Below are 15,528 nucleotides of genomic sequence, written 5' to 3'. Positions count from 1 at the left end.
TGGCTCACCGTCTCAACTGGCGAACGGCTCAGCGGTTTGCCCGGTGATCATCCGGGCATTCAGGCCGTGACGACGGGAGAGCGGATGTACGCGGACGATCTGGTGAGGCCCTGGTGGGACGCGTTAGGCGTCGAAGACCCGCTCTTCGACGTCCACACGCACGTCGGCACGAACGACCCGAGCGGGTTCTCCGCCACCGTGCCGCAGCTGCGCGCCGCCTTGTCCACTCTGGACGCCCGCGCGGCGGTGTTCCCGCTGACCGAACCGGACGGGTACCGCGCCGCCAACGACGCCGTGCTCGCCGAGGCCGACGACGTGCTGGTCGCCTTCTGCCGCGTCACGCCGGACGATCCGGGGGAGGCGGCGCGCTGCGTGGAGGCCGGTGCGGCGGGGATCAAGCTCCACCCGGCGAGCGACGGGTTCGACCTCGGCGACGACCGGCTCGACGACGTCCTCGGGCTCGCCCACGAACTCCGCCTGCCGGTGGTGCTCCACGCGGGACCGGAGGTGAACCCTTACGGCGACACCCTGCTCGCGGTCCTCGAACGGTTCCCCGGTGCGCGGATCGTCCTGGCGCACGCCGGACTGACCGACCTCGCGTGGCTGTCCGGCCACCCCAGGCGGAACCTGTTCTTCGACACGTCGTGGTGGAGTCCCACCGACCTCGTCACGGCGCTCGGCACGATCCCGCCGGGCCAGGTGTTGTTCGGCAGCGACGTCCCGTACTCGACGCCGACGTGGGGCGCGCACGCGACGGCCCGGTGCGCGCAGTACGCCGGCCTCACGGCGCAGGAGGTCGCGAGTGTCCTCGGTGGACAGACGCGGAGGTTGATCGCCCGCGACGACCTCGCCGACCTCGGGCCCGCGCCGATGCGCGTCCCGCGACTGGACCCGTTGCTGGAAAGGCTTTACGTCTACCTGGCCGCGGGCGTCGAAGCCACGAAGCGCGGCGAGTCCCCCGGCCAGACGCTGGACCTCGCCCGGCACTGCTGCCACGTCCCGTCCGGCCACCCGCACAAGGCGGTCTTCGACTCCGTGTGGGAGCTGCTCGACCGCTACGAGAAGCACGCCCCGCACATGAGCACCGGCAACCAGTACGCACCCGGCTGGGACCTGATCGCCACGGCCGCGATCGTCGCGCGCACCCCGGGACCGCCGCTGCCCCTCACCTGATGACGCACGCCGTCGACCAGACCCGCCGCCAGGCACTGGTCCACGGTGGAAGTCCCGGCGTCGCCACCACCCTGACGGGGGCGCTCAGCACTCGGCCGCGGAGGTGAGGTTCACGGCGGGACCGCCACCGGTCAACCGGATCGTCGATCCCAGCACCGTTTCCAGTTGCTCCCACCGCGTCACCAGGTCCGAGAGCATCAGCATCATCACCTCTGGGAACGCGTGGAGGAAGCTCTGGTAGCGGTAGTGGTCGAGGTAGAACACCACCACGTCGTCCGTCACCGCCGTCGCCGACGTGGTGCGGGCGTTGAAGAACATGTCGTAGTGCCCGAGCAGGCCGCCGCGGCCCAGAACCGAGCGGTCGTAGATGCCGCCGAAGTCGATCTCGACCCGGCCTGCGGCGACCAGGAACACGCCGTGCGCCTCGTCGTCCTCGCGGAAGAGCGCGTCTCCCGCGCTGTAGGGGATCTCGTCGAACATCGAGGCGAGCGTCTCGAGCTCGGAGTCCGCGAGCGCGGCGAAGAGGCGGACGCCGTGCGGGTCGACGCTGTCGCGCAGGCACGCCACCCGTTCGGAGAGCTCGGACGAGGTGAGGTGGTTCATCCGCATCCTGACGAACCGCAGCATCCTGTCGGTGTTGCGCGACTGCGCGCGGGACCTGCCGGCGCTCGGCGGGGTGTAGAGGTCGTGGTCGCCGCTGATCCGCGCCGCCTCGCGCAGACCGGACTCGTAGGCGCTGTGCACGCAGCCCCAGTGGTACGGGTTCGTGCCCTCGCCGGCGAAGAAGAGGCTGTCGCCCACCGGTTCGGCGAGTGTCGCGATGTCCTTGGCCGACGAGTCGACGCCGATGCAGGTGTAGGAGCCCAGCGCGTACGGGTCCGAGGACCAGGTGGTGCGGGAGACGCTGCGGGGGGCGGGCGCGTTCTCGCCGAAGAGGTCTTGGACGACATCGGCCGCGTACGCCGAGACCTCGTCCTCGGACCAGGTCTCCACCTCGCGGCCGAGGGAGGCGCCGAGCAGCATCACCAGGACCGGTTTGCCGTGCGACTTCCACATGCTGATGACGACGGTGGGGTAGCGGTCGGTGTCCCGGCACAGGTAGCCGAAGACGTACTGTTCCGTGGGCCAGAAAGGCGCGTCGTAGTGCAACGCGATCTTGTTGAGCGTGCCGTAGCCGAGCCGGGCGATCGCCGACCGCTTGGCCTCGGGCAGGGGCGGCACGAACTCGACGGCCGACGCCTTCAGCACCCCCAACGGCAGCGTGACGAGCACCTTGTCGGCCTCGAACACGCCCCGGTCCGTCGTCACGCGGCCGTGTTCGACGCGCGTGACCACGTGCCCCAGCCTGATGTCGAGACCCTCGGCCAGAGCGTCCACAACGGACCGGTACCCCTGGTGCAGCGTGCTGTCGCCGTAGCCGTAGACGAGGTAGCCCTCCTCCCAGTGCTTCAGCGAGAGCTTGTCCGGGTCCTCCGCCGCGTCCTCGCGCAGGATGACGTTCAGGTGGTACCGCACGGCCTGTTCGTCCTCTGAGGACAGGCCGAGCCCGGCGAGGACCTGCCGCACCGCCTCACCCAGCGGTGTGTCCGGTTGGTCCTCCTTGCGCGCCAACGCCGCCCGGTGTTCCAGCTCGTGCAGCACCTCGTCGGCCAGCGCGAGCGTGCGGCTCTTGTAGCGGTGGTTCACCGCCCGCCGGTCGGCCCCGAAGAGGTCGAGGCTGTCGAACCCGCCGGTGTAGGCGCTGTCCCCGCCCACGTAGCTGTACGGGATCCCCAGTTCCTCGACCAGGTCGGTGATCGGGTTGCCGTCCGTGCCGTGGATCCAGTGCGCGCCGAGGTCCACCCCGTGCTCGTCGGTCCAGATCCGGCCGCCGACCCGGTCGCGGGCCTCCAGGACCGTGACGGGATGACCCCGTTCGCGCAGCGCACGCGCCGCTGCGAGGCCGGACGTCCCCGCACCCACCACCACGACGCTCGCTCTCGCGTCCTCACCACCGGATACCTCTGGCATCGCTCGATTGTCGGGCGACCATGCGTGTCCGAACATTCCCGGATCGTGTGTTCGCGCTGGGCCGTCCGGGTTGTCCGCGGTGACCCCGGATCTCGGGCCCGGGACCTCGACCTGCGCTGCGCTCCCCGAGCGAACCGGGACTACCAGGTAGTGACTTGATCTACAACCGCCGGTATAACTTGTTCTCATGCGCCCACAGTGAGGAAGATCACATGACCCACACAATGAAGTGTGACAACGGTTTAGAGGGTCCTTCACGACGTTCGTTCATTGCTGGAACAGGTTCTATTATTGGGGCTGTGGCTCTCGGTGGCGTCGCTCCGGTGGCACGGGCGGCGACGTCGATCGCGGACGCGGCGGTCGTGCCCGCCCTGGTGATCGGCACCGGGTACGGCGGTTCGGTGACGGCCCTGCGCCTCGCCCAGGCCGGTGTCGACGTCCACATGGTCGAGATGGGCATGGCGTGGGACACCCCCGGCGCGGACGGGAAGATCTTCGCCAACACCACCACGCCGGACCAGCGGTCCTTCTGGTTGCGGACCAGGACGAAGCAGCCGCTGAGCAACTTCCTCGGCTTCCCGATCGACAAGACGATCCCGAAGTACACCGGGATCCTCGACGCCGAGGAGTTCGCCGGCATCACCGTCTACCAGGGACGCGGTGTCGGCGGTGGATCGCTCGTGAACGGCGGCATGGCCGTGACGCCGAAGCGGGAGAACTTCGCCGACGTCCTGCCCACGGTGAACCCCGACGAGATGTACAACACCTACTACCCGCGCGCCAACGCGGAGCTCGGGGTCGGCCTGATCCGGCCGGCGTGGTTCGACACCACGGACGCCTACCAGTACGCGCGGGTCGGCCGGAAGCACGCCCAGCGGTCGAACTTCCCGTACGTCTTCGTGCCCACCGTGTACGACTGGAACTACATGGAACAGGAGGCCGCCGGGACGGTGCCGAAGTCGGCGCTGGCGGGGGAGATCCTCTACGGCAACAACTACGGCAAGAAGTCCCTGCAGAAGAGCTACATCTCCAAGATCAGGGCGACCGGCCGCGTCACCATCTCACCGCTGCACCGCGTCGTGTCGGTCGTACCCGCGACGGGCGGCTACAAGGTCACCATCGAGCAGCTCAACACCACCGGTGACCCGATCGCCGTCAAGGAGGTGACCGCGGCGAAGGTGTTCTTCGCGGCGGGCAGCGTCGGCACCAGCAAGCTCCTGGTCAAGCTCAAGGCCACGGGCGCGCTGCCGAACCTGAACGGCGAGGTCGGCAAGGGCTGGGGCGACAACGGCAACGTGATGTGCGGCCGCGCCAACCACCTGTGGGACCCGACCGGCGCGCTGCAGTCGTCGATCCCGACCCTGGGCATCGACAACTGGGCGGCGGGCGGCGCCTTCGCCGAGGTGGCACCGCTCCCGACCGGCATCGAGACCTACGCGTCGTTCTACCTGTCGATCACGAGGACCCCCAACCGCGCCCAGTTCACCTGGAACGCCGCCGCGGGCAAGGTCGACCTGAACTGGCAGACCGCCTGGAAGAGCGTCTCGATCAACGCCGCCAAGACCATCTTCGACAAGATCAACTCAAAGGAGGGGACGATCTACCGGACCGACCTCTTCGGCGTCTACAAGATCTGGGGCGACCACCTGACGTACCACCCGCTCGGCGGCGCCGTGCTGAACAAGGCGACCGACAACTACGGACGCCTGCAGGGTTATCCGGGCCTGTACGTCACGGACGGGTCGCTGATTCCCGGCTGCACCGTGGTGAACCCGTTCGTCACGATCACGGCGCTCGCCGAGAGGAACATCGAGAAGATCATCGCCACCGACTTCTGACCTGTCGCGTGTGGACTGTCAGAACTTCGGCAGCACGCACATCGCGTCGAGGCCGAACACCCGGTTCAACCGGCCGAAGACCAGCCAGGCCCCGATGCTCATCGTGAGTTCCACGATCTCCACCTGCGTGTAGTGCCGGGCCATCCGGGCCCAGAAGTCCTCGTCGAGACCGTGGTGGTCCAGTGCGTACCGCTCGGCGTACTCCGCGGCCAGCCTCGCCCGGTCGTCGAAGGCGTCGGTGGTGCGCCACTGGGTCACCGCGTCGGCGAAGTCGTCCTCGACCTTGACGCCGTCGCGTTCGGTCCGCCAGTCGAGGCAGAACATGCACCCGTTGATCTGCGCGATCCGCAGCCGCGCCGCCTCGAACTCGCGCAGCCCCAATGTCGTGTGCTGGTACACGGCGAGCGAGAGGTTGGCCGCGGCCATGCCGATGCCGGGCACCAGTTCGCCCCACACGTACCCGATGGGGTCCTTGCCCTCGGGGATGTCGATGTTCACGGCCTGCTCCTTCCGAGCTTGCCCGCGACGGGCCGCAGCGGGACGTCGAGCGCGTCGTACAGCCCGGGCTCCGCGGCGGCGAGCCAGTCGATGGCGTTGACGATCCGCCCGACCGCCGTGGCGTTCCCGCCGGCAGACCGGTTCTCGCCCTCGTCCACGGCCTCGACCGACACCTCGATCCTCGGCCGCCCCTCGATGATCACCTTGTGCGCCCCGTCCCCGGACGGCGGCACGGGCCAGTCCGTCGCGCACGAGGCGTGGATGCGCGTCACGTGTTCGATCACGATCAACGGCTCACCGCCGACGATGCCCTGCACCTCGAACCGGATGGCGCCCTGCGTCCCCTTCTCGAACTCGCCCATGGTCCGGGTGGTCACGGTCTCGTCGAGCGCACGCCGGTCGACGGTCTCCCGGATCTCGTCCAGCTCCACCCCGAGAGCCCGCGCCAGCAACCGGATCTGCCCGCCCCACACCATCGTCGGCACGGTGGGCATCAGCATGGGCGCCTGGTAGTCGAGCGGCTGCCCGAACCCGATCAGCCACCGCACGGCGTCGGGCTGGTCGTAGGTGGAGTAGTCGAAGATCTCCTGACACCGCACCGCGTCGATCGTGCTGCCGAGCCCGCTGACCATCAACGGCAGCACGTCGTTGCCCCACCCGGGATCGACCCCGGAGACGAACAGCGACCCGCCCCCGTCCGCGATCGCGGCTAGAACCGGTTCTCGCAACTCGGGCGGCGCGCTGCGATGGTCGTAGAGCGCGTACAGCGAGGGGGTCACGACGACGGCGCCCGCCCTGATCGCCCTGGTGATGTCGGCCAGCGCGTCGTCCGGCCTGATGTCGCCCGACGCCGCGTACACGACGGCCCGCGGGCTGGTGGCCAGCACGGCGTCGATGTCGGCGGTGGCCGCGACTCCCAGCTCGTGATCCAGTCCGGCGAGGTCGCCCGCGTCCCGGCCGACCTTGTCCGGGTTGTGGACGACGACGGCCGTCAGCTTGAGTGCCGGATGGGCCTCGACGGCGCGAATCGCGGCACGACCTACGTTCCCGGTGCCCCACACCACTGTGGCGATCATGCCGGTAGACTAACTAGAACACGTTTCAGTTTACAAGGGTCCATCGGGTGTAAAGCGGGGTCGCGGACCCTCCTCAGTCCGGCAGCAGCGGCACGGACACGCCGGGATCCCGTCCCAGCAACACGGCCCTGGTGACCGACCGGGCCCCGAACCGCTCCCGCACCCCGTCCAGGGCGGCGTCCAGCGCGGCGGGCTTCTGCTCCTCGAACGGCAACACCAGCTGCACGGGCGAGTCGTCCTGCAGGTTCGTGAACGACACCCCGAGCAGGGAGATCCCCCGCCCGCGCACGAGCGGCATCGCGGCACCCAGCAACTCCCGGGCCACGGCCAGCAGCACCGAGGTCTCCGTGGTGGGACTCCGCAACGTGTGGGACCGGGTGGCGCGCGAGAAGTCGGCGAACCGCAGCCGCACCACCACCGTCCGGCAGGCGCGGTCGCCCGAACGCAGCCGGCGGGAGACGCCGTCGACCAGTGAGGCCAGCACCGCGTCCAGGTCCGAGCGCGACCGCTCCCGCCGCCCCAGGGCGCGCTGGGACCCGATCGACCGCCGCCGTCGCCCGGTCTGGACGGGCCGCGGATCCTCGTTGTGCGCCAACGCGAACAGGTGTCGTCCGGCCGCCCGTCCCAGCATCGACACCAGGGCGGCCTCGCCGAGCGCGGCCACCTCACCGACCGTCCGCAGCCCCAGTCCGTGCAGCTTTCCGGCCGTCACCTCGCCGACGCCCCACAGCCGTTCGACGGGCAGCGGGTGCAGGAACTCCAGTTCGCGGCCGGCCGGCACGACCAGCAACCCGTCCGGCTTGGCGACCCCGCTGGCCACCTTGGCGAGGAACTTGGTGCGCGCCACGCCGACCGTGATCGGCAGGCCGACCCGCGACAGCACGTCCGCCCGCAGGCGTGCGGCGATCACCTCGGGCGGGCCCGCGATCCGGTGCAGGCCGCCCACGTCGAGGAAAGCCTCGTCGATCGAGAGGCCCTCGACCAGCGGTGTCGTGTCGCGGAAGACCTCGAACACCGCCTTGCTCGCCGCCGAGTAGGCCGACATCCGCGGGGGCACGACGACGGCGTGCGGGCACAGGTGCCTGGCTCGCGCGCCGCCCATCGCGGTGCGCACGCCGTACGCCTTGGCCTCGTAGCTCGCGGCCAGGACGACCCCGCCGCCCACGATCACCGGGCGGCCCCGCAGCCGGGGGTCGTCCCGTTGCTCGACGGACGCGTAGAACGCGTCGAGGTCGGCGTGCAGGATCGGGGTGCTCACGAACACATGTTCGCATCCATCACCCGTTCAGAACAGTGCGGCGATCGGCCAGGCGCCGGATGAGGTGTTCGACAGGACCGTCTTCGTGGTGCCGGTGTGCGGGTCGTGCACGGATTTGAAGGACGCGCCCGCGTCGTACCCGGCGAGGATCACGGTGTCGTCGGTCTCGTGCAGCCAGAAGCCGAGCCCGTACCGCATCGACTCCTCGGGGACGTCGTGGCGCGGCCTCGTGACGAACTCGGCTTCGTCGCCCGCGAAGAGCGTGCGCCAGAACTTCGACATGTCGCCCGCGGTGGTGTGGATGCCGCCGTCGCCGTTCGCCAGGACGGGCAGGTGGAAGACGTTGGTCCGGTCGAGGCCCTCCAGGTAGCCGACGGCCGCGTCACCGGGCAGCTCGTCCGAGCGCAGGAAGTCGGTCCTCGTCATCGACGCCGGGGCGAGCACCCGGGAACGGACCAGGTCGTGGTAACCCTGCCCGCCGGCGCGTTCGGCGAGCAGCGCGAGGACCACGTAGCCGCCGTTGCAGTAGCAGAACCGCTCGCCCGCCTTGAACTTCGCGGGATGCCCGTCGAGCAGCGGCAGGAACGCCTCCGTCGTGGTGAGCAGGTGCACCGCGCCGGACACGTAGTCGTCCACCGCCCAGTCGCCCTCCTCGTCGAGGTAGTCGCCGATGCCGGACGTGTGCGTGAGCAGGTGCTCGACCGTCACGTCGTCGGCGATCAGCGGGAGGTCGTCCCCGAGCAGCGAGCGGGCGGTGGTGTCGAGCGCGAGCCCGCCCTCGCGGACCAGGGACAGCACGGCCAGTGCGGTGAACCCCTTGCCACCGCTGGCGATGCCGAACCGGGTGTCGACGGTGTTGGGCACGCCGTGCGCGCGGTTCGCCAGGCCGTAGGCGGCGGCGAACTCGACTTCCCCGGCGCGGTCGACCTGGACCACGCCGGAGAAGCCGGTCTCGAGAGCGATCTCGTCCAGGTCTGCCAACGACATTGACGCAGGCTAGCCCCGCGCCACCGCGTCGCTGAAACGGATTTTCCGCTGCACGGCCAGCGGCACCAGCGCGACGGCCGCCGCGAGGAGGAACCCGAGCTGGAACACGCCGGTCCCGGCCGATCCCGTGAGCAACGCCGCCGCGAGCTGGACCCCCACGGCCGCGCCGATCGCCCGCGCGATGCCGCACGCCGCCGTGGCGACACCGGTGTCCTGCTCGCCGACGGACGCGATCGCGCCGGTGTAGAGGGCGGTGGACGCCGAGCCGACACCGATGCCGAGCGCCACCAGCACACCCACGGCGATCTGCCACGGGGAGTGCCAGAAGGCCACGAACGAGGTTCCGGCGAACACGAGCACGAGGCCTGCGACCGCGACCGCACGGGCTCCGGCGCGACGCACCAACAGTCCGGACAACGGCCCCACCACCAGGGCCACCAGCACGGCGGGGAACAGGAGCAGGCTGATCTCGCTCGCCGAGGCGCCGGATCCGGCGAGCAGTTGGGGCACCAGGAAATAGGTCGCCGAGTAACTCGCGCCGAGCGCCCCTGCCGTGATGCTCGCCGTCCACACCCCGCGCGTGCGCAGGATGCCGAGGTCGACCAACGGGTGCGCGGCGCGCCGCTCGACCACGACCCATCCGGCACCGAGTGCGGCGGTGAACGCCAGGAGCGCCAGCGCCGTGGAAAGCGCTTGCGGCGCAAGGTAAAGCGCCAGCATGAGCGTCGCCAGCGCCAACGCCAGCAGTGTCGCGCCCGGCCAGTCCAGCCGCGCCCGCCGCACGTTCTCCGGTCCGGGCAACGCGAACGGCGCCACGAGCGCGACGGCGGCGACCACGAGCGCCGGGAGCAGGAACATCCACTGCCGCGACAGGGCGTCCGCGAGAGGTCCGGCGACGAGCACGCCGACGCCGGTGCCGACGGTGAACAGGCCGGTGAGCACGCCGACCGCGACCGGTGTGGAGTCGCGGAAGACCTGCCGCGCCACGACGAACGACACGGGCAGCACGCCACCGCCGAGCCCCTGCAGGAACTGCCCGAGCAGGATCGCCGGGAACGTCGTCGCGAACGCCGACAGCACGGCCCCGGCGACGATGCACCAGGTCAGCGCGAGCAGGGTCCGGCGCCCGCCGCGGTCGTCGGCGATCTTCGCGACGACCGGCATGGTGATGGCGGACGTGATGATCAGCGTCGTCGACAGCAGGCCGGCCTGGGCGGGGTCGAGGCCGAGCTCGCGTTGCAGCAACGGCAGTGCGGGGAACGGGATGCTCTCGAGCGCGCCGATCGTGACGGCCAGTGCCGCCAGGACGACCGTCGAGCGGGTGGTGTTCATCGTGGTCACGGCTGGTCTCCCTCGTCCAGGGGCCAGTAAAGCTACAAGGTGTAGCTCAATTGCGGTAGAGGCTTCCGCGACGAGTTGTAGCGAAATATGCAGGCAACCCCTCCGCCCGGCATCGGCGTTCAGGGAAGTGTCGGGTTCGTCCATCCCACTCGAGAGGACCGAGCGGTCTTGTCGCTCGCCACCATCCAGCGCCCCGCCGGGGTGCCCCTGCCGCCGGCGCGGGTCACAGCACCTCGGCGGTGGCCGTTCGTGCTGGTGGCGGTGGTGCTCCTGGCCCAGATGGCGATCACGATGACCACCACGGCCGTGCAGCAGACGCCGACCGTCGACGAGCCGGTGTACATCGGCGCCGCGGTCGTCCAGGCGCAGCAGCACAGCCTGCGCTACAACCCGGAACACCCGCCGCTCGGCAAACTCGTCATGGCGACCGGTCTCGCGTTCGCCGGCGTGCGGCTGGACCCGGACTTCCGGGGCGACCAGACCGAACTCGGCCGGCACGTGCTCTACGAGTCGGGCAACGACCCCGGCACGCTCCTGCTGGCCGCCAGACTGCCGATGATCGTGCTCACGCTGCTGTTCGGCGTGGTCGTCCTCCTGTTCGCCACCGACATCTCGAAGAGCCGGGCCGGCGGCATCGCGGCCCTGGCGCTGTACTCGTTCTCACCCGACCTCATCGCGCACGGCTCACTGGCCACATTGGACGTTCCTGCCTCCGGTTTCCTGCTGACGGCGGCCTGGTTGCTGTGGCGGGCGCGCACCGACCCGGTGCCGCACCTGCCGCTGGCCGGACTGGCGCTCGGCGCGGCCCTCGCGACGAAGACGAACACCCTGGCGGCGCTCCCCGTCCTGCTGGCGCTCGTGTGGTGGCAGTCGCGGTGGCGGGCCGCGCTCGGCGTGCTGCTGACCGCGATCGCCGTCGTCTGGATCTCGCACGCGGCCGTGGACCCGTCGGTGTCGTTCCCGCGGGCCTACCTCGACGGGATCCGGGCCCAGCTGGGCTTCGAGGACCGCGTCTGGGGCGGCTACCTCTTCGGCACGCACTACGAGGGCTCGCACTGGTACTACCTGCCGGCCGCACTGCTGGTGAAGACACCGCTGGGCGCCCTGCTGCTCTGGGTCGCCGGAACCACCGCCCTGGTCAAGCACCCGGCGGCCGCGTACGTCCTCGCCCCGGCCGCCGCGCTGCTGGCCGTGGCCATGACGGGAAACCGCGACCTGGGCGTCCGCTACGCGATCTTCGTGCCGATGTTCCTCGCCGTCGCCGCCGCGGTGGTCGCGCACCGCCGGTACGCGAAGATCGCCGTCGCACTGGCCGCCGTCAGTTCACTGTGGACGTTCCCGTACTACCTGCCGTACTCCAACGAGGTGTTCGGCGGCCCGTCCAAGACCGCTCTGCACCTGCACGACTCGAACGTCGACTGGGGCCAGGACCTCGGCAGGCTCGCCGAACGGCTGAAGCGCTACCCGGCCGAGCGGAAGTGGCTCGTCTACAAGGGCGCCGGCGTGCCGGAGCACTACGGGATCCACGCCTCCGACCCGCGCGAGGCGCCGCCGGACGAGGTCCGGGGACTGCTGATCGTGTCCAACACGGCCATCGCCAAAGCCGACGGGGCGCTGCGGGCGTTGGTGGACAGGAGCACGCCGATCGACGTCGTCGGCCACTCCATCACGATCTTCCGCAGGCCGTAGGCCGTGTCCCGGGAGTCTCGTCGGGCGGCAGTGGCGGGCGAGGGCCGCCTCCGGGTCTCTCGCCCGCGCCTGCCACCGGACGAACTCCCGGGACACGACCCGGGGAGAAAGTGCAGTACCCCTACGGATGCGGTCCCTGATTGTTCCGCACGTGCTCCACTCCGACAGTGATCGCAGCGAACGGCCGCCATCCCTGCCCTGAGGTGGGCGTTCCTGAGATCCGGAGAGGAACCAACGTGACGAGAACACGGTCATGGGGCCTGGTGGCCCTGGTCGCGGCCTCGGTGCTGACGCCCGTCAGCGCCGCGAACGCCGCGCCGCCGAACGCCCCTGCGGCGAACTACCTGGGGGACACCGTCCCCGCGAACCTCGGTGACGCCTCGCCCTTCTTCGCGGGCGGGCAGAACGCCACCGTCAGCGAGTTCCCCGGCATCATCGCCGGCATCCGCGCCGGCGGCACGCGGCCGGAGGGCCAGACGTGCTCCGGCACGGTCGTGGCACCGCGCAAGATCCTGATCGCGGCCCACTGCGCGGACGCCCAGGGTGAGAAGAGGTTCGTCTACGGCCTCGACGACCTGAAGGACTTCAACGGCGGCAACGGGACCGGGTTCGCCGTCAACGTCGTCAGCTACAAGAAGCACCCGAAGTACGTCAACTTCGACCAGGGCTTCGACGTCGCCGTCGTGACCGTGGACCGCGACATCGCCCTGAAGGGCGGCGCCGCGTACCCGAAGTTCGCCACCTCGGCCGACTCCGGCGGCGCGGCACCCGGCAAGACCGGTGTCGGGTTCGGCTACGGCAAGAAGGACTTCAACGACACGTCGGCGGACGTCACCCTCGACAAGGCGAGCCTGCCGATCGTCAACGGCGACAGCGTCTGCCAGGGCGTGGGCGCGGGGTTCAAGTCGGCGACCATGATCTGCGCGGGCTACTCCGACGGCCGGATCACCATCCTGCCCGGTGACAGCGGCGGCCCGCTGGTGGTCGACGGCAAGATCTACGGCGTCGCGTCGTGGAGCCGGTCCGACTTCAAGTGGTACTCGATCTACGGCCGCCTCGACAACGAGATGGGCGACTGGGTCAAGAACGAGGTCGGCGAGCAGCCCCCGGTCGGCGACTTCGGTCTGACCGTCGCGCCCGGCAGCGGTTCCGTGGCGGCGGGCAAGACGCTGTCCGCCGGCATCACGACCACCGCCGGTTCCGGTGGCGCGGAGAACGCCACGCTGTCGGCGAGCGGCCTGCCCAGCGGCGTGAAGGCGGTGTTCCAGCCGACGTCGGTCACCACCGGCAACTCGGCCAAGGTCACGTTCGAGGCCACCACCTCGGCGCCGAACGGCACCTACGAGGTCACCGTCACGGGCACCACGTCGAGCGGCAAGACGGCGTCCGGCAAGTACTCGCTGACCGTCACCGGTGGTGGCGACCCGCAGCCGGGCGACTTCACGCTGGGTGCCTCGCCGAGCAGCGTCAAGGCGGCCAAGGGCAAGTACGTCTCCACCACCGTGTCGAGCAACGGTGACGGCCAGACGATCACCCTGTCCGCGAGCGGTGTGCCGAACGGCGTGAAGGCGACGTTCCAGCCCACCTCGATCGGTGCGGGGAGCTCGTCCAAGCTGACGCTGGACGTGTCGTCCACGGCCACCGCCGGCACCTCGACGATCACGGTCACCGGCACCGACGCGGGCGGCAAGACGGCCACCACGACGGTCTCGCTCACGGTGGAAGGCAGCGAACCGCCGACCGGTGAGGTCACCGTGACCGCGACGCCGTCGTCCGCGAGCGTCAAGCAGGGCCTGCTGGCCCAGACGTCGGTGAAGGCCGGTGGCGGCACCGGGAACCTGACGCTGACCGCGTCCGGCGTGCCCACGGGGGCGCAGCTCTCGTTCAACCCGGCCACGATCGGCCAGAACGGCACCAGCACCGTCTGGATCTTCACCAACTTCTCCACCCCGCCCGGCACCTACCCGATCACCATCAAGGCCACCTCGGCCGACGGGAAGACCGGCACGACGACGTTCACGCTGACCGTCACCCGCTAGGACCCCCTTCGGGGACAGGGGAAGAGCCCCGGAGCCTGATGGCTCCGGGGCTCTTCGCGTGGTGCGTTCCTAGACCGTCAGGGTCCAGGAGTCGATGTTGCCGGTGTCGTAGGTGTAGACGTCCTTCACCTGGAGCTTCCAGGTGCCGTTGCGCGCTTCGGAGGACAGGTCGACGGTGTAGGTCTCGTGGACCCCCGCCGAGGACGAGGCGCCGCCCGCCTTCTTCAGCACGTAGGACTTGCCGGACGGGCTGACCAGGTCGATGGCCAGATCGCCGGTGTAGGTGTGGTTGATGTCGACCTTGACCGTCGCCGACGCCGTGGAGTTGCCCGTGCAGCCCGAGATCGTCACCGACGACGAGACCGCGGTGCCGGTGTCCGGAATGGACACGTCGTCGCCGTTCGTGCCGGGACCGCACTGCGGCGGGTTGGGGTCACCGCCGATGAAACCGCTGTAGAGCAGCTTGTTCGGCGAACCGGAGCCCGGGTTGGTGACCTTGCCGTCGGTGGCGTTGTTCACCAGCGCGTCGCGCAGGGCCTGGGGGCTCGCGGACGGGTTGGCCGACAGGTACAGGGCCGCGACCCCCGCGACGTGCGGGGTGGCCATGGACGTGCCGGACATGTTCGTGCTGCCGCCGTTGAGCCCGAGCGAGGTGATGTTGTCACCCGGCGCGAAGATGTCCGTGCAGGTGCCGTAGTTCGAGAACGAGGCGCGTGCGTCGTTGGACGAGGTCGCGTTGACCGTGATCAGGGACGCGATCTTGGCGGGACCGGTGGAGCAGGCGTTCGTCGAGCTGTTGCCCGACGCCACCGCCATCTGGACGCCGGAGGCGACCATGCCCGCGATGGCGTCGTTGCCGATGTCGGCGGTGTCGAAGGTCCAGGACGCGTTGACCACGGCGGGCTTCTGGGCGTTCGCCGTGATCCACTCGATGGCCTTGACACCGGCCGAGTCCGGTCCGTTCATCGAGCAGTTCGTGCCGAGCATGCGGACCGAGACCAGCTTGGCCTTCTTCGCCACGCCCCAGGTCTTGGAGCCGACCGTGCCCGCCACGTGCGTGCCGTGACCGGAGCAGTCCTGTCCGTTCTGGCCGTCCTCGATGAAGTCGGCGCCCACGGACGCGCGTCCCTCGAAGTCGGCGATGTTCGTCTTCACGCCCGTGTCGGTGATGTAGACCGTCACGTTCGACGCGCCACCGCTGGGGTAGGTGAACTTCTTGTCCAGCGGGAGACTCGCCTGGTCCACGCGGTCCAGGCCCCACGTCGGGTTGGTCTGCACGTCCGACGCCTTCGCGGTGCCGTCCTGGTAGACGGCCTTGACGGCCGGGTCGGCCGCCAGCCTCCGCGCGGCGGCCTCGCTCAGGTTCGTGACCTGGAAGCCGTTCATGGCACGGGAGAACACGGCGTCGAGGTTCCCGCCGTACTTCTGGGTGAGCGCGGTGGACGACGCCTGGACGGCGGCGCCCGGTTTCAACGACACGATGAAGCTGCCGCCGGCCGCGGGGTTCTTGGCCTTGACGAAGTCGGCCTCAGCCGCCTGTGCCGGGGTGACCAGCAGGGCGGAGGCGGCGAGGAGAACGGCGAGCCCGCAGGTGGTGCGGTGCATGGGGAGTCCTTCCG

The 15,528-nt window shown here is 70.1% G+C and carries 11 protein-coding genes; 4 read left to right on the top strand and 7 right to left on the bottom strand.

Going from position 1 to position 15,528, the window contains the following annotated elements:
- The first annotated feature begins 84 nt into the window (after positions 1-84).
- Entirely contained in the window at positions 85-1,173 is a 1,089-nt protein-coding gene (locus ND450_RS13705) for an amidohydrolase family protein (protein ID WP_253326504.1), read from the top strand.
- 84 nt (positions 1,174-1,257) lie between these two features.
- On the opposite strand, the gene ND450_RS13700 is transcribed toward ND450_RS13705, so the two are convergent.
- Complete coding sequence (locus ND450_RS13700; protein WP_253326503.1) at positions 1,258-3,183, bottom strand: FAD-dependent oxidoreductase; 1,926 nt, start codon at positions 3,181-3,183, stop codon at positions 1,258-1,260.
- Between the two features lie 290 nt (positions 3,184-3,473).
- On the opposite strand from ND450_RS13700, the gene ND450_RS13695 reads away from it, so the two are divergent.
- Positions 3,474-5,021 carry a GMC oxidoreductase gene (locus ND450_RS13695; protein WP_253327919.1) on the top strand — a complete coding sequence of 516 codons (1,548 nt, stop codon included), beginning with the start codon at positions 3,474-3,476 and terminating at the stop codon, positions 5,019-5,021.
- A gap of 18 nt (positions 5,022-5,039) precedes the next feature.
- Here the strand turns inward: ND450_RS13695 and ND450_RS13690 are convergent, their stop codons facing one another.
- The 5 genes from ND450_RS13690 to ND450_RS13670 all read right to left on the bottom strand — a co-directional run bounded on the left by ND450_RS13690 (position 5,040) and on the right by ND450_RS13670 (position 10,172).
- Positions 5,040-5,519: a carboxymuconolactone decarboxylase family protein gene (locus ND450_RS13690; RefSeq protein WP_253326502.1), complete on the bottom strand. Its 480-nt coding sequence runs from the start codon at positions 5,517-5,519 to the stop codon at positions 5,040-5,042.
- On the bottom strand, positions 5,516-6,595 hold the full coding sequence (locus ND450_RS13685; protein WP_253326501.1) for a dihydrodipicolinate reductase: 1,080 nt from the start codon (positions 6,593-6,595) through the stop codon (positions 5,516-5,518). The genes ND450_RS13690 and ND450_RS13685 overlap by 4 nt, the downstream gene beginning before the upstream one ends.
- Before the next feature lie 73 nt (positions 6,596-6,668).
- A complete protein-coding gene (dinB, locus tag ND450_RS13680; RefSeq protein WP_253326500.1) occupies positions 6,669-7,859 on the bottom strand; it encodes a DNA polymerase IV in 1,191 nt (396 codons plus the stop codon).
- A 21-nt stretch (positions 7,860-7,880) separates the two neighbouring features.
- A complete protein-coding gene (locus tag ND450_RS13675) occupies positions 7,881-8,840 on the bottom strand; it encodes a serine hydrolase (protein ID WP_253326499.1) in 960 nt (319 codons plus the stop codon).
- 9 nt (positions 8,841-8,849) lie between these two features.
- Complete coding sequence (locus ND450_RS13670) at positions 8,850-10,172, bottom strand: MFS transporter (protein ID WP_253327918.1); 1,323 nt, start codon at positions 10,170-10,172, stop codon at positions 8,850-8,852.
- A gap of 177 nt (positions 10,173-10,349) precedes the next feature.
- Between ND450_RS13670 and ND450_RS13665 the strand changes: the two genes are divergently transcribed.
- Both ND450_RS13665 and ND450_RS13660 read left to right on the top strand, forming a co-directional pair.
- Complete coding sequence (locus ND450_RS13665; protein WP_253326498.1) at positions 10,350-11,870, top strand: glycosyltransferase family 39 protein; 1,521 nt, start codon at positions 10,350-10,352, stop codon at positions 11,868-11,870.
- A 236-nt stretch (positions 11,871-12,106) separates the two neighbouring features.
- Entirely contained in the window at positions 12,107-13,909 is a 1,803-nt protein-coding gene (locus ND450_RS13660) for a trypsin-like serine protease (protein ID WP_253326497.1), read from the top strand.
- A 69-nt stretch (positions 13,910-13,978) separates the two neighbouring features.
- Here the strand turns inward: ND450_RS13660 and ND450_RS13655 are convergent, their stop codons facing one another.
- Complete coding sequence (locus ND450_RS13655) at positions 13,979-15,514, bottom strand: S8 family serine peptidase (protein ID WP_253326496.1); 1,536 nt, start codon at positions 15,512-15,514, stop codon at positions 13,979-13,981.
- Positions 15,515-15,528 lie beyond the last annotated feature (14 nt).

It is taken from the genome of Lentzea sp. HUAS12 (assembly GCF_024125735.1).
Taxonomy (GTDB): Bacteria; Actinomycetota; Actinomycetes; order Mycobacteriales; family Pseudonocardiaceae; genus Lentzea; species Lentzea albida.
The sequence above is the reverse complement of the archived record's forward strand: the minus strand, read 5'-3'. Positions and strand labels throughout refer to the sequence as shown.

Bases quoted from the DNA above. Each gene is read 5' to 3' on its own strand.
- ND450_RS13685 (WP_253326501.1), bottom strand. From the start codon at position 6,595: ATGATCGCCACAGTGGTGTGGGGCACCGGGAACGTAGGTCGTGCCGCG.
- ND450_RS13700 (WP_253326503.1), bottom strand. From the start codon at position 3,183: ATGCCAGAGGTATCCGGTGGTGAGGACGCGAGAGCGAGCGTCGTGGTG.
- ND450_RS13670 (WP_253327918.1), bottom strand. From the start codon at position 10,172: ATGAACACCACCCGCTCGACGGTCGTCCTGGCGGCACTGGCCGTCACG.
- ND450_RS13705 (WP_253326504.1), top strand. From the start codon at position 85: ATGTACGCGGACGATCTGGTGAGGCCCTGGTGGGACGCGTTAGGCGTC.
- ND450_RS13675 (WP_253326499.1), bottom strand. From the start codon at position 8,840: ATGTCGTTGGCAGACCTGGACGAGATCGCTCTCGAGACCGGCTTCTCC.
- ND450_RS13655 (WP_253326496.1), bottom strand. From the start codon at position 15,514: ATGCACCGCACCACCTGCGGGCTCGCCGTTCTCCTCGCCGCCTCCGCC.